Origin of the sequence: Terrabacter sp. GCM10028922 (genome assembly GCF_042666095.1) — a bacterium.
Lineage (GTDB): Bacteria > Actinomycetota > Actinomycetes > Actinomycetales > Dermatophilaceae > Terrabacter.
Genome location: NZ_JBHTFG010000010.1, coordinates 320,164 through 334,667, shown reverse-complemented (window position 1 = coordinate 334,667; position 14,504 = coordinate 320,164). Strand labels below are relative to the sequence as shown.

The 14,504-nt window shown below is 71.3% G+C and carries 15 protein-coding genes and 1 pseudogene; 10 read left to right on the top strand and 6 right to left on the bottom strand.

Features of this window, described 5'->3' with window-relative positions; genetic code table 11:
* Positions 1-348 precede the first annotated feature (348 nt).
* Positions 349-1,314, top strand: a complete 966-nt coding sequence (gene iolC, locus ACFQU3_RS12280) for a 5-dehydro-2-deoxygluconokinase (protein ID WP_385910126.1) — start codon at positions 349-351, stop codon at positions 1,312-1,314.
* Positions 1,315-1,540: 226 nt separating this feature from the next.
* On the opposite strand, the gene ACFQU3_RS12275 is transcribed toward iolC, so the two are convergent.
* From ACFQU3_RS12275 to ACFQU3_RS12255, 5 genes and pseudogenes are all read right to left on the bottom strand, one after another.
* Positions 1,541-2,899, bottom strand: a complete 1,359-nt coding sequence (locus tag ACFQU3_RS12275) for an MATE family efflux transporter (RefSeq protein WP_385910124.1) — start codon at positions 2,897-2,899, stop codon at positions 1,541-1,543.
* On the bottom strand, positions 2,896-3,606 hold the full coding sequence (locus ACFQU3_RS12270; RefSeq protein ID WP_385910122.1) for a DNA alkylation repair protein: 711 nt from the start codon (positions 3,604-3,606) through the stop codon (positions 2,896-2,898). The genes ACFQU3_RS12275 and ACFQU3_RS12270 overlap by 4 nt, the downstream gene beginning before the upstream one ends.
* A gap of 106 nt (positions 3,607-3,712) precedes the next feature.
* A pseudogene (gene folE, locus ACFQU3_RS12265) lies at positions 3,713-4,230 on the bottom strand (GTP cyclohydrolase I FolE).
* A 129-nt stretch (positions 4,231-4,359) separates the two neighbouring features.
* The gene (locus tag ACFQU3_RS12260; RefSeq protein ID WP_385910120.1) at positions 4,360-5,211 is read right to left on the bottom strand and encodes a patatin-like phospholipase family protein; all 852 of its coding nucleotides are present in this window, start codon (positions 5,209-5,211) and stop codon (positions 4,360-4,362) included.
* A gap of 58 nt (positions 5,212-5,269) precedes the next feature.
* Positions 5,270-5,731 carry a hypothetical protein gene (locus ACFQU3_RS12255; protein ID WP_385910118.1) on the bottom strand — a complete coding sequence of 154 codons (462 nt, stop codon included), beginning with the start codon at positions 5,729-5,731 and terminating at the stop codon, positions 5,270-5,272.
* Between the two features lie 123 nt (positions 5,732-5,854).
* Between ACFQU3_RS12255 and ACFQU3_RS12250 the strand changes: the two genes are divergently transcribed.
* Genes ACFQU3_RS12250 through ACFQU3_RS12240 form a run of 3 tightly spaced genes read left to right on the top strand, consistent with a single transcriptional unit; the run spans position 5,855 to position 7,097 of the window.
* A complete protein-coding gene (locus ACFQU3_RS12250) occupies positions 5,855-6,109 on the top strand; it encodes a hypothetical protein (RefSeq protein ID WP_385910116.1) in 255 nt (84 codons plus the stop codon).
* Positions 6,109-6,855, top strand: a complete 747-nt coding sequence (locus ACFQU3_RS12245) for an RNA polymerase sigma factor (protein ID WP_385910114.1) — start codon at positions 6,109-6,111, stop codon at positions 6,853-6,855. Before ACFQU3_RS12250 ends, ACFQU3_RS12245 begins: the two co-directional genes overlap by 1 nt.
* A complete protein-coding gene (locus ACFQU3_RS12240; RefSeq protein ID WP_385910113.1) occupies positions 6,852-7,097 on the top strand; it encodes a hypothetical protein in 246 nt (81 codons plus the stop codon). The genes ACFQU3_RS12245 and ACFQU3_RS12240 overlap by 4 nt, the downstream gene beginning before the upstream one ends.
* A gap of 28 nt (positions 7,098-7,125) precedes the next feature.
* On the opposite strand, the gene ACFQU3_RS12235 is transcribed toward ACFQU3_RS12240, so the two are convergent.
* Positions 7,126-7,401, bottom strand: coding sequence for a DUF2277 domain-containing protein (locus tag ACFQU3_RS12235; RefSeq protein WP_385910111.1), 276 nt, complete (start codon positions 7,399-7,401; stop codon positions 7,126-7,128).
* Between the two features lie 155 nt (positions 7,402-7,556).
* Between ACFQU3_RS12235 and ACFQU3_RS12230 the strand changes: the two genes are divergently transcribed.
* The 6 genes from ACFQU3_RS12230 to ACFQU3_RS12205 all read left to right on the top strand — a co-directional run bounded on the left by ACFQU3_RS12230 (position 7,557) and on the right by ACFQU3_RS12205 (position 14,504).
* A complete protein-coding gene (locus ACFQU3_RS12230) occupies positions 7,557-8,636 on the top strand; it encodes an ROK family protein (protein ID WP_385910109.1) in 1,080 nt (359 codons plus the stop codon).
* A gap of 142 nt (positions 8,637-8,778) precedes the next feature.
* Positions 8,779-10,137, top strand: coding sequence for an extracellular solute-binding protein (locus ACFQU3_RS12225; RefSeq protein ID WP_385910107.1), 1,359 nt, complete (start codon positions 8,779-8,781; stop codon positions 10,135-10,137).
* Positions 10,138-10,218: 81 nt separating this feature from the next.
* Positions 10,219-11,166: a carbohydrate ABC transporter permease gene (locus ACFQU3_RS12220; protein WP_385910105.1), complete on the top strand. Its 948-nt coding sequence runs from the start codon at positions 10,219-10,221 to the stop codon at positions 11,164-11,166.
* Complete coding sequence (locus tag ACFQU3_RS12215) at positions 11,166-12,038, top strand: carbohydrate ABC transporter permease (protein ID WP_385910103.1); 873 nt, start codon at positions 11,166-11,168, stop codon at positions 12,036-12,038. The genes ACFQU3_RS12220 and ACFQU3_RS12215 overlap by 1 nt, the downstream gene beginning before the upstream one ends.
* Before the next feature lies 1 nt (position 12,039).
* Positions 12,040-13,461, top strand: a complete 1,422-nt coding sequence (gene nagZ / locus ACFQU3_RS12210) for a beta-N-acetylhexosaminidase (protein ID WP_385910101.1) — start codon at positions 12,040-12,042, stop codon at positions 13,459-13,461.
* On the top strand, positions 13,458-14,504 hold the full coding sequence (locus ACFQU3_RS12205; RefSeq protein WP_385910099.1) for an ROK family protein: 1,047 nt from the start codon (positions 13,458-13,460) through the stop codon (positions 14,502-14,504). The genes nagZ and ACFQU3_RS12205 overlap by 4 nt, the downstream gene beginning before the upstream one ends.

Sequence of the window (14,504 nt, the reverse complement as noted above, 5' to 3'; positions counted from 1 at the left end):
TGGTCTCATCCCCGGGTGGGTGTGGGAGCGCTCTCCGTGCGTGGAACCCAACCGTGAGAGCGCTCTCACGGGAGAGAGTGGACCCACGGCGAGGCAACGGTCAAGTCCCGTGACCAATCCGTGACACTGCGTGCCCCGAAGTGAGCGCACCTGGGCGATGTGTGCCGGATGGGTCCATGGCCGGGTGTCGGCTCGCGGTCGTCCGTCTTCGACGCACCGCGGCGTCGACTCGAGGGCTAGCGTGGTGGGTCAGCACCGCTGCAGGCGCCCACGAGGCGCCCATGCAGGCACCGAGCAGGCACCGACACAGGCACCGACACAGGCACCGTCGCCGACCGGGAGGCTCCCATGACCGTCTACGACCTCGTCGCGCTCGGCCGAGTGGGCGTCGACCTCTACCCGCTCCAGCACGGGGTCACGCTCGACGAGGTGCGTACCTTCGAGAAGTTCCTGGGCGGCAGCGCAGCCAACGTCACCGTGGCGGCCGCCCGCCACGGCAGGCGCGCCGCGCTCGTCAGCGCGACGGCCGACGACGCGTTCGGGCGCTTCGTCCACCGCGAGCTGCTCCAGCTCGGGGTCGACGACGCGTACGTTCAGACCATCGCCGGCGGGCCCCCGACGCCGGTCACCTTCTGCGAGGTCTTCCCGCCCGACCACTTCCCGATCTGGTTCTACCGCTACCCGACCGCCCCCGACCTGCTCATCACCGCGGAGTCCATTCCGATGCAGGCGATTCGGGAGGCGGGGGTGCACTGGTCGACGGTCACGGGCCTCAGCCAGGAGCCGAGCCGAGCCGCACACATCGCGGCGTGGGAGGAGCGGGGGCGCGCGCCGCTCACCGTGCTCGACCTCGACTACCGCCCGGTCTTCTGGACCGACGTCCACGAGGCCCGCAGACAGGTGCGCGAGGCGGTGCACCACGTCACGGTTGCTGTCGGCAATGCGGAGGAGTGCGAGGTCGCGACCGGCGAGACCGATCCCGAGCTCGCCGCCCGCGCGCTGCTCGCGAGCGGCGTCGAGCTGGCGGTCGTCAAGCAGGGCCCGCGGGGTGTGCTGGCCATGACGGCGGACGAGCGCGTGACCGTCAGCGCCTTCCCCGTCGACGTCGTCAACGGGCTCGGCGCGGGTGACGCCTTCGGTGGAGCGCTCGTGCACGGACTGCTCGAGGGTTGGGACCTCGAGCGCATCCTGCACTTCGCCAACGTCGCGGGCGCCCTCGTCGCGGGAAGGCTCGAGTGCTCGACGGCCATGCCGACGACGGCCGAGGTCCAGGCCCTGCTGTCGGACGTCGAGGTGGCCGACGGCGCGATGTGAGCACCGTGAACACCGTGAACACCGTGGACTGCGGAAAGAGAAAACCCGCCCCTGCTGGTCACGTCGCCGAACTCGACCAGCAGGGGCGGGTGCCCTAGACCCGATGATCCGACAGGGGGAGGAAGATCACCGAGCCACACAGGAGCAACTCACGAGAACGACTATGAGCGCCGGACCTTAAAGAACGCTGGGAATGCCGTAGCAGTTTGCTCTGACCCCGCTTGCGTCAGCGCGCGCCCACGACCAGCCAGTCGTCGCGCCGGGCCCGCCAGCCGAGGACGCAGGCGCGGATCACCATGAACGCGGTGAAGGCCACCCACAGGACGACGACGTCGCGGCTGGGCTCGCCGCTGGGGCCCGCGGCACGCACCGTGAGGATGAACGGGAGGTAGGCGATGAGCGTGACGACCATGCCCCACGCGAGCCACGAGCCGTCGCCGGCACCGATGAGCACGCCGTCGAGGACGAAGACGTAGCCGGCAACGGCCTGGCTGAGCCCGACGACGACGAGGGCGGCGCCGAGCGCCTGGCGCACGGCAGGGTCGGTCGTGAAGAGCGCCGGGACGACGCCGTGGAGAGCGACGAGCACGAGGCCCAGCGCTAGCCCGCCCCAGACCCCCCAGCGGACCATCGTGCCCATCGCCACGCGTACGCCCTCCCGGTCACCGGCACCGAGGGCGCGCCCCACGATCGCCTGGGCGGCGATCGCGAGCGCGTCGAGGGCGAAGGCGAGGAACGACCAGACGGTCATCGCGACCTGGTGCGCCGCGAGCGGCACGTCACCGAGCGAGGCGGCCACCCACGTCGTGACGAGGAGCGTCGCGCGCAGGGCGAGCGTGCGCACGAGAAGGGGTATGCCGGTCCGCGCGGCTGCGAGGATCCGTGCGGGATGCGGGCGCAGCCGCGCCTCGCGCGCATGGGCCTTGAGCAGCAGCACCGTGACCAGCGCGACGCCCATGCCCGTCTGGGCGATGACCGTGCCCCAGGCGGATCCGGCTATGCCCCAGTGCAGCCCGTAGACGAAGACGAGGTTGAGCACGATGTTGGCGCCGAAGCCGACGACCGATGCGACGAGCGGGGTGGTCGTGTCCTGAAGGCCACGCAGGACGCCGGTGACGGCGAGGATCACGAGCATCGCCGGGATGCCGAACGCCGAGATGCGCAGGTAGGTCGTGGCCTGCTCGATGGCTGCCGGGGAGGCGCCGAAGGCCGTGCTGATGGGCCGGGCCGCGACGGCGACGACCGCTGCCGTGACCGCGCCCAGACCGAGCGCCAGCCAGAGGCCGTCCACCCCGGCGCTGATGGCCGCGCCTTCGTCGCCGGCGCCGAGGTGGCGGGCCACGACGCTGGTCGTGCCGTAGGCGAGGAAGACGAAGATGCCTGCGGCGGTCACGAGGGCGGCGCTCGCGACCCCGAGGCCGGCGAGCTCGGCGGTGCCGAGGTGGCCGATGATCGCCGAGTCGGCGAGGAGGAAGAGCGGCTCGGCGATGAGGGCGAGGAAGGCGGGGACCGCGAGGCGAACGATCTCGCGCCGGTGGCTGGCGGCCGTGCTCGGGGTGCGGCTCGTCGGCTGGGATGCGCTCACCGCAGCGGCCCGAGGTGCTTGAGCGCCTCGCGGCGGGAGAGGCCGGAGAGGTCCGGGTGCTCGGCCACGAAGGCGCTCACCCAGTCCGGGTCGTGGCGGGCGTGGTCGCGCAGTGACCAGCCGATCGCCTTGCGGATGAAGAAGTCGCGGTCGTCGATGTTGGGCTCGATGACGTCGGCGAGGAGCTGCTGGTCGAGCCGCTCGCGGGCGCCGACCTGGCTGATGATCGAGGCGCGCCGCACCCAGAGCGAGTCGCTGCCGGACCAGTCGCGCATCCGCAAGCCCTCGACGGCCGGGGCGGCCAGGAGCGTGTCGCGCACGACGTGGGTGGCAATCTCGTCGACGACGTCCCACCAGGCTCCGGCGCGGATCAGGCTCTCCCACAAGGGCATCGCGTCGCTGTCGACCCATGCGCGGTACGCGCGGTGGCGCGCGACGGCGATGGCGGCATACCACTGCTCGCGGTGGGTGGCCGTCTGCCAGAGGTCCTCGATGGTGGCGAGCCACTGCTCGCGGGACTCCATGGTGAGGCCCGGGTCGCGCAGCAGTGGACGCAGCGTGGCGGCCAGCTGTGGCGAGGTGAGGCCGAAGTACGGCATGGCGGACTTCATGTAGCGCTGCTGCCCGCTGGCCCGCTCCGGATCGGCTCGCGCCACAAGGGCGGCCCGCACCTCCGACGCGAGGTCGGGGTGCGGGTCGGAGCTCATGCGCCCAAGGTAGCCGGACGTGCCGACGACGCCGCGCACTGACTCAGTCCGGCCTGACAGCCCGGCCGAGGGAGCCGGAGCTGCTGGCTCAGCCGGCGGTGCTGGCTCAGCCGGCCACCCGAGTCAGAGCCAGGAACTCGGCTCGGGAGCGGGAGTCCTCCCTGAGCGTGCCCAGGAGACTCGACGTGATCGTGGTGGTTCCTGGCGCTGGACCCCACGCAGAGTCATGCAGAGGTGCTCTGCCTCGATGACGACTCCCACACCGACAGGAGACAGCTGGGCGCTCAGCCAGTCGGCGACCTGGACGGTCAGCCGCTCCTGGACCTGGGGGCGCGAGGCGAAGTGCTCGAGGACCCGCGCCAGCTTCGACAACCCGAGGATGCGCTCGCCGGGGAGGTAGCCGATGTGGGCCCTCCCGACGAAGGGAAGCATGTGGTGCTCGCACAGGGACCGGACCGGGATGCCCCGAGCCATGATGAGCTCGTCGTAGCCGCCGTCATTCGGGAAGGTCGTCATCTGGAAGGGTCGCGGGCTGATGAGCTCGACGAGCGAGCCCGCCATGCGCTCGGGGGTGCGCGCGAGCGACTCAGTGTCGAGATCGAGCCCGAGTGCCTCCAGCAGGATCCTCGCTCCGGTCGCGGCGCGGTCGAGGTCCGGCTCGGTGACTGCCCGAGTGCCTGACCAAGAGCTCCGGGTGCTGTGACGTCGGTGGGTCGGGGCCGGTTCGGCTGACGCGTTCACGTGGTCTGCCTTTCAGGGGTCAGGGACGGGGACGAGCGCCCTCGAGGGGCCGCGGTCCCTCTGCGGCGGTCGGTCGTGATGGGTGTGGAGAGCAAGGACGGTGGCGTCGCCGGGCGTGTGGGCCCGGGTCTCGAGCCACCGCCGCGTGGCGTCGCGTGCCCGCGCCACGAGCGCGGACGTCTGGCCGAAGTCCGCCGGCGAGACGGAGAGCGGACAGAGCGGTGGGAGGACGTGCAGCCGGGCACTGCCGGCGTAGCCCCGCACCTGTGCGCTGAGCTGACGGTGCAGCAGCAGGCTGAGGGCGGTGAGGACGGTGCCGAGCGCACTGGTCGGTCTCGCTCCGGCGCAGGGGTAGCCGGCGGGCAGCAGGTAGATGTCGCTGACGCCGAGGGCTGCGGTGTGGTGCAGGAGCTCGAGCTCGCCGATGGCGCCGTCGACGAGCGTCCGGCCGTCGCGCGCGACGGGCGGCAGTATCCCGGGAACGGCCGCGCTGGCACGGACCGCGCTGACGACCGGCCCGGTCCTGAGCAGCAGACCATGGCCCGTGACCAGGTCCGACGCCGTGACGAGGACGGGGATGCGCGCGTCCTCGAGCGAGTCGTAGCCGAGGTTGCGCTCGAGCAGCCGCACGAGGCCGGCTCCCGAGAACAGTGACGGCTGCGTGCCTCGAGCCGCGCCGAACCAACGCCGAAGGTCCACGGCGAAGACGTCCTGGCGCCGCATCCGTTCCCAGAGCCGCACGAGCGTCTCCAGACGCGCACCGGTGGTGCCCGGCGCGGCGAGGTAGGCGGCGTTGACCGCCCCGACGGACGTGCCGACGAGCAGGTCGGGCTCGACCCCGTACGCGTGCAGGGCGGACAGCATGCCCCTGCACGGCGCCGAGGCTGCCGCCACCCGTCAGCACGAACGCCGTGGACACGGCTCAGCCCCGACGCAACGGCCACAGGGTGGCCCGGGGGTCGAACCGGGTGGCCAGGCGTTGGAGGGCGACCGCGGCCATCAGCAGCCCGAAGTCGCGTAGCGCCACGTCGTAGAAGCCCTGCAGGAGAAGCAGGTTGAGGATGATGCCGCCGAGCCACGCAGCCACGACGAGGGCGCCGAGCCGTGGGTGGAAGGCCACGACGAGCCCGGCGACCACCTCGATGACGCCGACGGCATACATCGTCTGTTGCGGGGAGAAGGGCAGGGGCTGCGACAGGGCGGGCGCGAGGTACCGGTCCCACTGCACGAGGATGTTCGTGAACTTGTCCAGGCCGAAGACGACGGGAGCGACGACGAAGGCGGTCCGCAGCACGGCATACGCCTGGAAGGTGGCGTCATCTCGAAGCGGCCGCGTGGGGTGCTCCGTCTCGTTGCGCGAGCGGTGGCTGCCGATGGTGACCATGGGTCCTCCTGGAGGGCGATGGGGTGGGACGCTGACAGGGTGTTAGCGCGGGCAGGAGTCGCGTGTCTTACCGAGCAGGCCACCGCCGGTAAGACCTGGCAGGCTGCGCACGGCAAACAGGGCATGATCACCCACCCGAGCCGTCCCGCCGCCTCACCGGCTCCGTGCCAGTCGCCCGGTCCGCCGCTCGACGTCGTGGACTGGAGGTACTGCCGTCTGCGCGAGGCCGGGTTCCCGCCCGTGCTCGCCAGCACCCTGGCCCGCACGCGCGTCGACCTGCACGCCCTGCTGCAGCTGGTCGACGCCGGCTGCCCACCCGAGCTGGCGGCACGCATCCTGGCGCCGCTCGAGGCGACCAACGAGCTCGAGGCCGGCTGATGACGGCCGTGAGCTGGGACGACCAGCGGTCAGGGGCTGCCGTGTCCGTCGGGGACCAGGAAGGCAGGGACCGCCCTGAGCCGACCGACTGGGTCGCGGCGCTCGCCACGGACGGCCCCGAGCAGGCGGCAGCCCTGCGGCAGCTCCACGCGCTGATGATCCGGGCGGCAGGTCACCAGGTGTGGCGGATGCGGGGAGCGTTGCCCGACGCGTCGCCCGCTGCCGTCGATGTCATCGTCAACCAGGCGGCCGACGAGGCCATGACCGCGCTGCTCCGCAAGCTACACACGTTCGAGGGGCGGAGCCGGTTCACCACGTGGGCCTTCAAGTTCGCCATCCTGCAGGCGGCGACCGAGGTGCGCCGGCTGCAGTGGCAGCACCGCGAGGTCGAGCTGCGGGACTTCGACCTGCCCAGCACCCCCGCGCACGAGAGTCCCGAGCTGTGTGCCGAGGGCACCGACCTAGCAGGCGCCGTGGCCTCAGCGATGCGACGCGTCCTGACGCCCTACCAACGCCGCATCGCCATCGCGCTGCTCGTCGACGGTGTGCCGATCGACGTGCTGGCCGAGCGTCTGGGCACGAACCGGGGAGCGCTCTACAAGACGCTTCACGACGTACGCGTTCGCCTCAGAGCCGAGCTCATCGCCAACGGCTACCTGTCGCCGCCTCGAGCAGGCGCGCCTGGTGCCGCCTCCTCTCACCATCGGTCCCGAGTCTCCCCAAACCCCACGGCAGGCACCTCATGAGCACCACATCCCAGCCACGTCCACCGGAGCTGCAGCCCGTCCACGTCGACGCGCTCCTGCAGGACACCGCGCCGTGGCTGTCGTGCGAGGAGTGCTTCGAGCGGATGGACACCTATGCCGAGGCGGTCGTCACGGACCCCGACAGCCGGGACGAGGCCATGGCCACGCACCTGCGTGGGTGCGCAGCCTGCGACGAAGAGGCCCAGTCGCTGGTCCAGCTGCTCAAGGGCGGGCGCGCCTGATCTCGACGTGTGCGCCTGCCGCGACCGGTCAGGCGGGGGTGCCGAACCGGACGGCGTTGCGCTCGCGAGCCCTCTGACGCTCGACCTCGCGGTCCTTGGGCGGCGCGCTCGTGGTCAGGTGCTCGAGCAGGTGCTGCGTCGCGTGCGCGACCGCCTCGACCGCCTCGTCGAACGCCTGCTGGTTGGCCTGGCTCGGCTTGGTGCTGCCACTGACCTTGCGGACGTACTGCAGGGCTGCGGCGCGCACCTCGTCGGACGTCGCGGCCGGCTCGAAGTTGTGGAGCTGTCGGATGTTGCGGCACATGCCTCGACTGTATGTCGCCCCACCCACCCCGTTCCGCCTTCTCGTCCGGGGAGATTTATGTGGCGAGGGGCTTGCCAATTGAGAGTTAGTAAACTTTACTAACTCTTGTGACGACGACCACGCCCCGCGCCCGACGAGTCTCTCCACGGACAGCCGTGCTCCCCGCCCACGGCCGCCGGCACAACCTCTCGCTCGTGCTCCAGATGCTCTACTCGGTCGGTGCGATGAGCCGCGCGGACCTCGCCCGCCGTCTCGGCATGAGCAAGGTGACCGTCTCCGACCTCGTAGCCGAGCTCATGGACAGCGGCCACGCCGTCGAGCTCGGTCCGTCCGACGTCGTCCGGCCCGGCAAGCCCGCGACCCTCGTCGACGTCAACCGCACCGGCCTGCAGGCCATCGGCGTCGACCTCGCCGCCCACGAGGTTCTCCGCGCCGCGGTGCTCGACCTCGACGGCAACATCCTCGTCCGGGCGGAGCGGCCGATCGGCGACGACTCGGGCCAGGCCGTCGTCGACACCGTGCTCGACCTCGTGGCCGAGGTGGTCGCCGCTGCGACCGCGCCGCTGCTCGGCATCGGTGTCGGCACACCCGGCATCGTCGGCCCCGGCGGCGTCGTCGGCACGGCCCCCAACCTCGGCTGGACCGACGTGCCGCTCCGCGACATCGTCGCCGACGCGACCGGCCTGCCCGTCTTCGTCGTCAACGACGCCGACGCCGCGGTCCACGCCGACCACACCCTCGGCGAGGGCGGCGACGACCTCGTCCTCGTCAAGATCGGCCGCGGTGTCGGTGGTGGTCTCATCGTCGGCGGGCAGCGCGTGCGCGGCGCCCACTTCGCCTCCGGCGAGATCGGACACGTCACCGTCGGCACCGACGGCGGCGCGACCTGCCGCTGCGGCAAGGTCGGCTGCCTCGAGACCTGGGTGTCCGCCCCGAACCTCGAGAAGGCCCTTGCCGCGGCGGGCGACGACGAGCCACTGCGCGAGGCCGGCGAGCGCCTCGGCATCGCCCTGGCGCCCGTCGTCGCGGCGCTCGACCTCTCCGAGGTCGTCCTCAGCGGCCCCGAGCACCTGCTCGCCGGCCCCCTTCGCGATGCCGTGGAGCAGACCCTCCGTGCGCGTCTGCTCGCCCGCACCACGACCGACCTCACCGTGCGCCTCGCGCACCACTCCGACGACATCGTCCTGCGCGGCGCCGCCGTGCTCGTCCTCTGGGACCAGCTCGGCGTCGCCTGATCACGCCGTCCCACGCGGCCCGCGCGAGCCCCTGGTCGCAACCACCCGGCATACACCCACCGGCCCGCAGGGCCGCCCGAGACATCTCCCCTCCACAGGGAAACAACCGGTCCGCACCGCGGCCCCTTCGAAAGGAACAGGAATGAAGAAGACCCTCGGTCTGGCCGTGGCCACGACCACCGCGGCCCTCGTCCTCACCGCGTGCGGTGGAGGTGCGACCGGCTCCGCGACCGACCCGTCCGCCGGCGCGTCCGGCAACGCGGGCAAGACCATCACCCTCTGGCTCGCCGGCACCGACACCCCGAAGGAGCTGCGCACCTACCTGCAGGACACCTTCAAGGCCAAGACCGGCGCGACCCTCAAGATCGAGGAGCAGAGCTGGGGTGACCTGGTCACCAAGCTGACGACCTCGCTGCCCGACCCGAAGAACACGCCCGACGTGACGGAGATCGGCAACACGCAGAGCCCGACGTTCACCAACGTCGGCGCCTTCAGCGACGTCTCCGGCCTTTACCAGGAGCTCGGAGGCAGCAAGCTGCTCCAGTCGTTCGTCGACGTGGGCACGGTCGAGGGCAAGCAGTACGCGCTGCCGTACTACTTCGGATCGCGCTACATGTTCGCCCGGGCCGACCTCTGGAAGGAGGCCGGCGTCAACACGCCGAAGACGCTCGACGAGTTCAACACGGCGGTCAAGACCATCACGGCCAAGAACCCGCGCGGCATCAAGAACTTCAGCGGCTTCTTCCTCGGCGGCCAGGACTGGCGCAACGGCATCTCCTGGATCTTCGCCAACGGCGGCGACCTCGCCAAGCAGGAGAACGGCGCGTGGGTCTCCACGCTCGCGGACCCCAACACCGTCAAGGGCCTGACGCAGCTGCAGGACCTCTACCGGAACGCGTCCAAGGCACCGGCAGACGCCAAGGACCAGACGCCGTGGCTCTACGTCAACGACGCCGACGAGATCCTCGACGAGAACCAGAAGGTGACGGGCAAGACGACCCTCGCCGCCGCCACGATCATGGCGCCCGGCTGGGCGCACTGGTCGATCGGCGACCTCAAGGAGAAGGACGGCAAGAAGGTCCGCGAGTGGAACGACAAGGCCTTCACGGCGTTCGTGCTGCCGGGCAACGACGGCAAGCCCGCGCCGGTCTTCGCCGGCGGCTCCAACATCGCGATCTCCAAGGCGAGCCAGAACCAAGAGCTCTCAAAGGAGCTGCTGAAGATCATCTTCTCGGCCGACTACCAGAAGAAGCTCGGCGGCGCCGGGCTCGGCCCGGCCAACAGCGACTACGTCAGCGCCCTCGGCGACGACCAGTTCGCCAAGGCCCTCGTCGACTCCGCCGCGAACTCCAAGCTGACGCCGGCCGCTCCGGGCTGGGCCACGGTCGAGTCGAAGATGATCATGGAGGAGTTCTTCTCCAAGATCCGCGACGCCTCCGACCTCACGGCGCTCGCCAAGGAGTACGACGCCAAGATCACGCCGCTGCTCAACCTCTCGTGACGGCGACCGCCGCCTGACTCCACCCCCGGCGGCCGGGCGTCCACCAGCCCGGCCGTCGGACCCAGGCTCGAAAGGCCCGCCATGACCTCGACGGCGATCGTCCCGCCCGACACCACCCACCAACGCCAGACCCGGTCACCCGCCAAGCGGCCTCGGCGGCCCATGCCCGCAGTCCTCGTCGTCCCGACGCTCCTCGTCCTCGTCGCCGCCCTCGGCTATCCCGTCGGCTGGCAGGTCGTCACGAGCTTCCAGCACTTCGGGATGATGCAGCAGTTCGGCCAGCCGCCCGAGTGGGTGGGCCTCTCCAACTACACGGCGCTCCTCACCGACCCGAACCTCTGGGTCATCGTCGGCCGCTCGCTCGCGTTCTGCCTGGTCTGCGCCCTCGTGACGGTCGCGGTGGGGCTCGCTCTCGCCATCCTGATGTATGCCGTCGGGCGGGGCCCGCGGGTCGTGCTGCAGGTGGCGCTGCTGCTCGCATGGGCCATGCCGGTCGTCGCGTCGATGACGGTGTGGACGTGGATCGTCAACTGGCGCAACGGATTGCTCAACTGGACTCTCGAGCGGGTCGGTGTCGACGCACAGGGGCACAACTGGCTCGTCGACCCGATCTCGTTCTTCGTCGTCGCTGCCGTCATCGTCGTGTGGATGAGCGTCCCGTTCGTCGCGCTGTCGATCTACGCCGGGCTCACCCAGCTCTCGCCGGAGGTCCTCGAGGCGGCCGAGATCGACGGGGCCGGCGGCTGGCAGCGGCTGCGCCACATCATCCTGCCGCTCGTCGCACCGGTCATCTCGATCGTGCTGCTGCTGCAGCTCATCTGGGACCTGCGGGTCTTCACGCAGGTCAAGCTGCTCCAGGACGCCGGCGGAGTCGCCAACGAGACCCACTTGCTCGGCACGTACATCTACCAGCTCGGCACGGGCGCAGGCGACTTCGGGATGGCCAGCGCCGTCTCGATCCTCATGCTCGTCATCACCGTCGCGGTCAGCTGGTACTACGTCCGCTCCCTCATGAAGGAGGAGTCCTGATGCGCACTCCGTTCCTCGCGGCCACTCGGCCGCGGTCCCGCCGGTCGGCGCACCGCTCGCTGCTCTCGGTGGTCGCCGTCGCCGTCGCGGTGGTCTGGGCGTTCCCGGTCTACTGGATGCTCAACTCGGCCTTCCTCGACACGGTGACGTTGCAGCGGACCACGCCGACGTTCCTGCCCTTCGGCGGATCGCTCGACAACTTCGCCACGGTTCTCGACGACGCCGGTTTCCTTCGGGCACTGGGGATATCGCTCACCGTCACGCTCATCACCGTCGCCGCGGCCATCGTCATCGCCTTCCTCGGCGCGCTAGCGATCAGCCGCTTCCGGTTCAGGGGCCGGCGCTCCTTCGTGCTCGCGCTGCTCCTCATCCAGATGCTGCCGGCCGAGGGCCTCTTCATCGCGCAGTACAAGATGATGAGCTCGGTGGGGCTGCTCAACAACGTGCTGGGGCTCGCTCTCCTCTACACCGCCGCGGTCGTGCCGTTCACGGTGTGGATGCTGCGCGGGTTCGTCGCCGGCGTGCCGATCGAGCTCGAGGAGGCCGCCATGGTCGACGGGCTCTCACGCAGCAAGGCGTTCCTGCGGATCACCTTCCCGCTGCTGGCTCCCGGGCTCGTCGCGTCGGGTGTCTACGCGTTCCTCCAGGCGTGGAACGAGTTCACGGTCGCCCTGGTCGTCATGACCGAGGAGCAGTCGCGGACGCTGCCGCTGTGGCTGCGCGGCTTCGTGCAGGCGAGCGCGACCCGCGAGACGGACTGGGGTCAGGTGATGGCCGCCTCGACCGTCGTCGCCGTGCCGGTCATCATCTTCTTCCTCATCGTGCAGGGCCGGATGAGCAGCGGCCTCGTCGGCGGGGCGGTGAAGGGCTGACATGGACACCTCACGAGAGGCGCTGCGGCGCCTCGTGGTCGGCACGCTCATGCCCGGTTTCGTCGGCACCTCGGTGCCCGGATGGGTCGAGCGGGAGTATGCCGCCGGCCTGGCCTCCGTCTGCCTCTACGGTGCGAACGTCGTCGACCCGGACCAGCTGGCCCGGTTGTGCGGGCAGCTGCGGGCGGCCGGGCCCGACCTGCTCGTCGCCGTCGACGAGGAGGGCGGCGACGTCACCCGCCTGCACTACCCGACGGGTTCGACGCAACCGGGCAACGCCCTGCTCGGCCGCCTCGACGACACCGCGCTGACGCGGGCCTCCGCGTCGGCCATCGGACGCGAGCTCGCGGCATACGGCATCAACCTCGACCTGGCGCCGGTCGTCGACGTCAACTCGGCCGACGAGAACCCTGTCATCGGGGTGCGCAGCTTCGGCGCCGACGCGTCCGCGGTGGCCCGGCACTCGGCGGCCTACGTCGGGGGCGTGCAGTCGGTCGGGGTCGCAGCGTGCGCCAAGCACTTCCCGGGCCATGGTGACACCGTCACCGACTCGCACCTCTCGCTGCCGCACGTCCACGCCGAGGCGCACGTGCTCGACACGCGTGAGCTCGAGCCGTTCCGCGCTGCGATCGGGGCGCAGGTCGCGTGCATCATGACGTCGCACGTCGTCGTCAGCGCGATCGACCCGGACCGGCCGGCGACGTTCTCGCCGCTGGTCCTGGGCGACGTGCTGCGGGACCGCCTCGGTTTCCAGGGCGTCATCGTGTCGGACGCCCTGGACATGGCGGGGGCGTCGGCGGAGACCGGGATCCCGGAGGCTGCGGTACGGGCGCTCGTTGCCGGGTGCGACCTGCTCTGTGTGGGATCGGAGACGACCGAGGAGTGCTACCTCGCGGTCGTCGACGCGGTCGTCGACGCGGCCGCGTCGGGACGGTTGCCGGTGGATCGCCTCGAGGAGGCGGCGACACGGGTCGCCTTGCTGTCCAAGGCGTTCGGCGTGTCCGGGTTGGGCGTGACTTCTGACGCGGACGTGTCGAGATGGGCGAACGGGAGTCTCGTTGGTGCCTTCGAGGTCGGGGACGCCGTGCAGGCATGGCTCGACGCAGACGGTGACGCCGTCATCGTGCAGGTGGCTTCCGACCCCAACCTCGCAGTCGGCGCAGTTGCCTGGGGGCCGAGTGCAGTGGGCCTGACGACCAGTGAGGCCGACGTGCGGCAGGGGATGAAGGTCGCCGTGGCGGGGCGAGGGCTCTCCGGTGACCATCCGCTGTGGCAGGTCGTCGATCGGCTTCGGGCACAAGGGCATCCGGCGATCGTCGTCGACTGCGGGTGGCCCCGCGGCGGCGCCGACCTCGTGACGTTCGGCGGTTCGGTCGTCGTCGCGGAGGCGCTCGGTCGTTACCTCGGGGTGCAGCCGACATGACCGCTGGGCTCAGGCTCGGCATCGACGTCGGTGGCACGAAGACCGCCGCGGCCATGGTGACCGGGGACGGGACCGTGCGCGCGATCCGGTCGGCGCCGTCAGGGCGAGGTCCCCGCGGGGTCGTCGACGTCGCTGTGCGGCTGGCTCGCGAGGTGCTGGGGGACGTGGGTGTCGAGATGGGCGGGGTAGCCATGGCTCCCGGCGTGCCGGTCGGCGCGTGCATGCCCGGACTCGTCCAGCCGGCAACGGGACTCGTCCGGCACGCGGTGAACCTCGAGGTCGACTCGCTCGACCTCGGCCGTGAGCTGGCGGCCCGTCTCGGCGTGCCTGTCGCCGTGGAGAACGACGTGAAGGCGGCCGCTCTCGGTGCCTGGCGACTGCGGTCGCTCGACGCCTCCGGCCCTGGCCAGGCCGCGCTCGCGTACCTCAACCTCGGCACCGGGTTGGCCTCGGCGGTGGTCCGTGACGGCGTCGTCGTCCGCGGGATCGACGGTGCTGCGGGCGAGATCGGGCACCTGCCGGTGGGCGGCGACGCACCATGCACGTGTGGGCAGGTCGGCTGCCTGGAGACGATCGCGTCCGGCTCGGCGCTCGCGCGGCTGTGGCCCGAGGCGCGACGGCTCGCGCGCGACCCGTTCGCGGCTGCGGCGACGGGCGACACCGCTGCGGCGGCCGCCGTCGACGTCCTCTGCACCGGTGTCGGCCTGGCCGTGCAGGTGCTCGTCCTCGCGTCCGGTGCCGAGCAGGTCGTCATCGGCGGAGGCCTCGCGGCGCTCGGCCGGCCGCTCCTGGACGGTGTCCGGGGTGACCTGCGCCGTCGGGCCCGCAGTGCCCAGCTCCTCGACGCGCTCGGGCTGCCCGACCGGGTCGAGCTGCTGCCGTCCGACCTCCCTGTCGCCGCGCTCGGTGCCGCGTGGCTGGGCACCACCGCGGAGCGGGCGGTCGTCGCCGCCCCGCCGGTCGGGGTGGGTGCATGGCCGGGAGACGGGCCGGACGGCATACGTGGTCAGCAGGCGGCCACCTCGGCCGGAGTGGAACGGTGA

What these genes read in the sequence shown, in the direction of transcription:
- ACFQU3_RS12235 (WP_385910111.1), bottom strand. Translation starts at nt 7,401, where the DNA reads ATGTGCCGCAACATCCGACAGCTCCACAACTTCGAGCCGGCCGCGACG.
- ACFQU3_RS12205 (WP_385910099.1), top strand. Translation starts at nt 13,458, where the DNA reads ATGACCGCTGGGCTCAGGCTCGGCATCGACGTCGGTGGCACGAAGACC.
- ACFQU3_RS12220 (WP_385910105.1), top strand. Translation starts at nt 10,219, where the DNA reads ATGACCTCGACGGCGATCGTCCCGCCCGACACCACCCACCAACGCCAG.
- ACFQU3_RS12250 (WP_385910116.1), top strand. Translation starts at nt 5,855, where the DNA reads ATGATCACCCACCCGAGCCGTCCCGCCGCCTCACCGGCTCCGTGCCAG.
- ACFQU3_RS12270 (WP_385910122.1), bottom strand. Translation starts at nt 3,606, where the DNA reads ATGAGCTCCGACCCGCACCCCGACCTCGCGTCGGAGGTGCGGGCCGCC.
- iolC (WP_385910126.1), top strand. Translation starts at nt 349, where the DNA reads ATGACCGTCTACGACCTCGTCGCGCTCGGCCGAGTGGGCGTCGACCTC.
- ACFQU3_RS12255 (WP_385910118.1), bottom strand. Translation starts at nt 5,731, where the DNA reads ATGGTCACCATCGGCAGCCACCGCTCGCGCAACGAGACGGAGCACCCC.
- nagZ (WP_385910101.1), top strand. Translation starts at nt 12,040, where the DNA reads ATGGACACCTCACGAGAGGCGCTGCGGCGCCTCGTGGTCGGCACGCTC.
- ACFQU3_RS12260 (WP_385910120.1), bottom strand. Translation starts at nt 5,211, where the DNA reads ATGCTGTCCGCCCTGCACGCGTACGGGGTCGAGCCCGACCTGCTCGTC.
- ACFQU3_RS12225 (WP_385910107.1), top strand. Translation starts at nt 8,779, where the DNA reads ATGAAGAAGACCCTCGGTCTGGCCGTGGCCACGACCACCGCGGCCCTC.
- ACFQU3_RS12245 (WP_385910114.1), top strand. Translation starts at nt 6,109, where the DNA reads ATGACGGCCGTGAGCTGGGACGACCAGCGGTCAGGGGCTGCCGTGTCC.
- ACFQU3_RS12240 (WP_385910113.1), top strand. Translation starts at nt 6,852, where the DNA reads ATGAGCACCACATCCCAGCCACGTCCACCGGAGCTGCAGCCCGTCCAC.
- ACFQU3_RS12215 (WP_385910103.1), top strand. Translation starts at nt 11,166, where the DNA reads ATGCGCACTCCGTTCCTCGCGGCCACTCGGCCGCGGTCCCGCCGGTCG.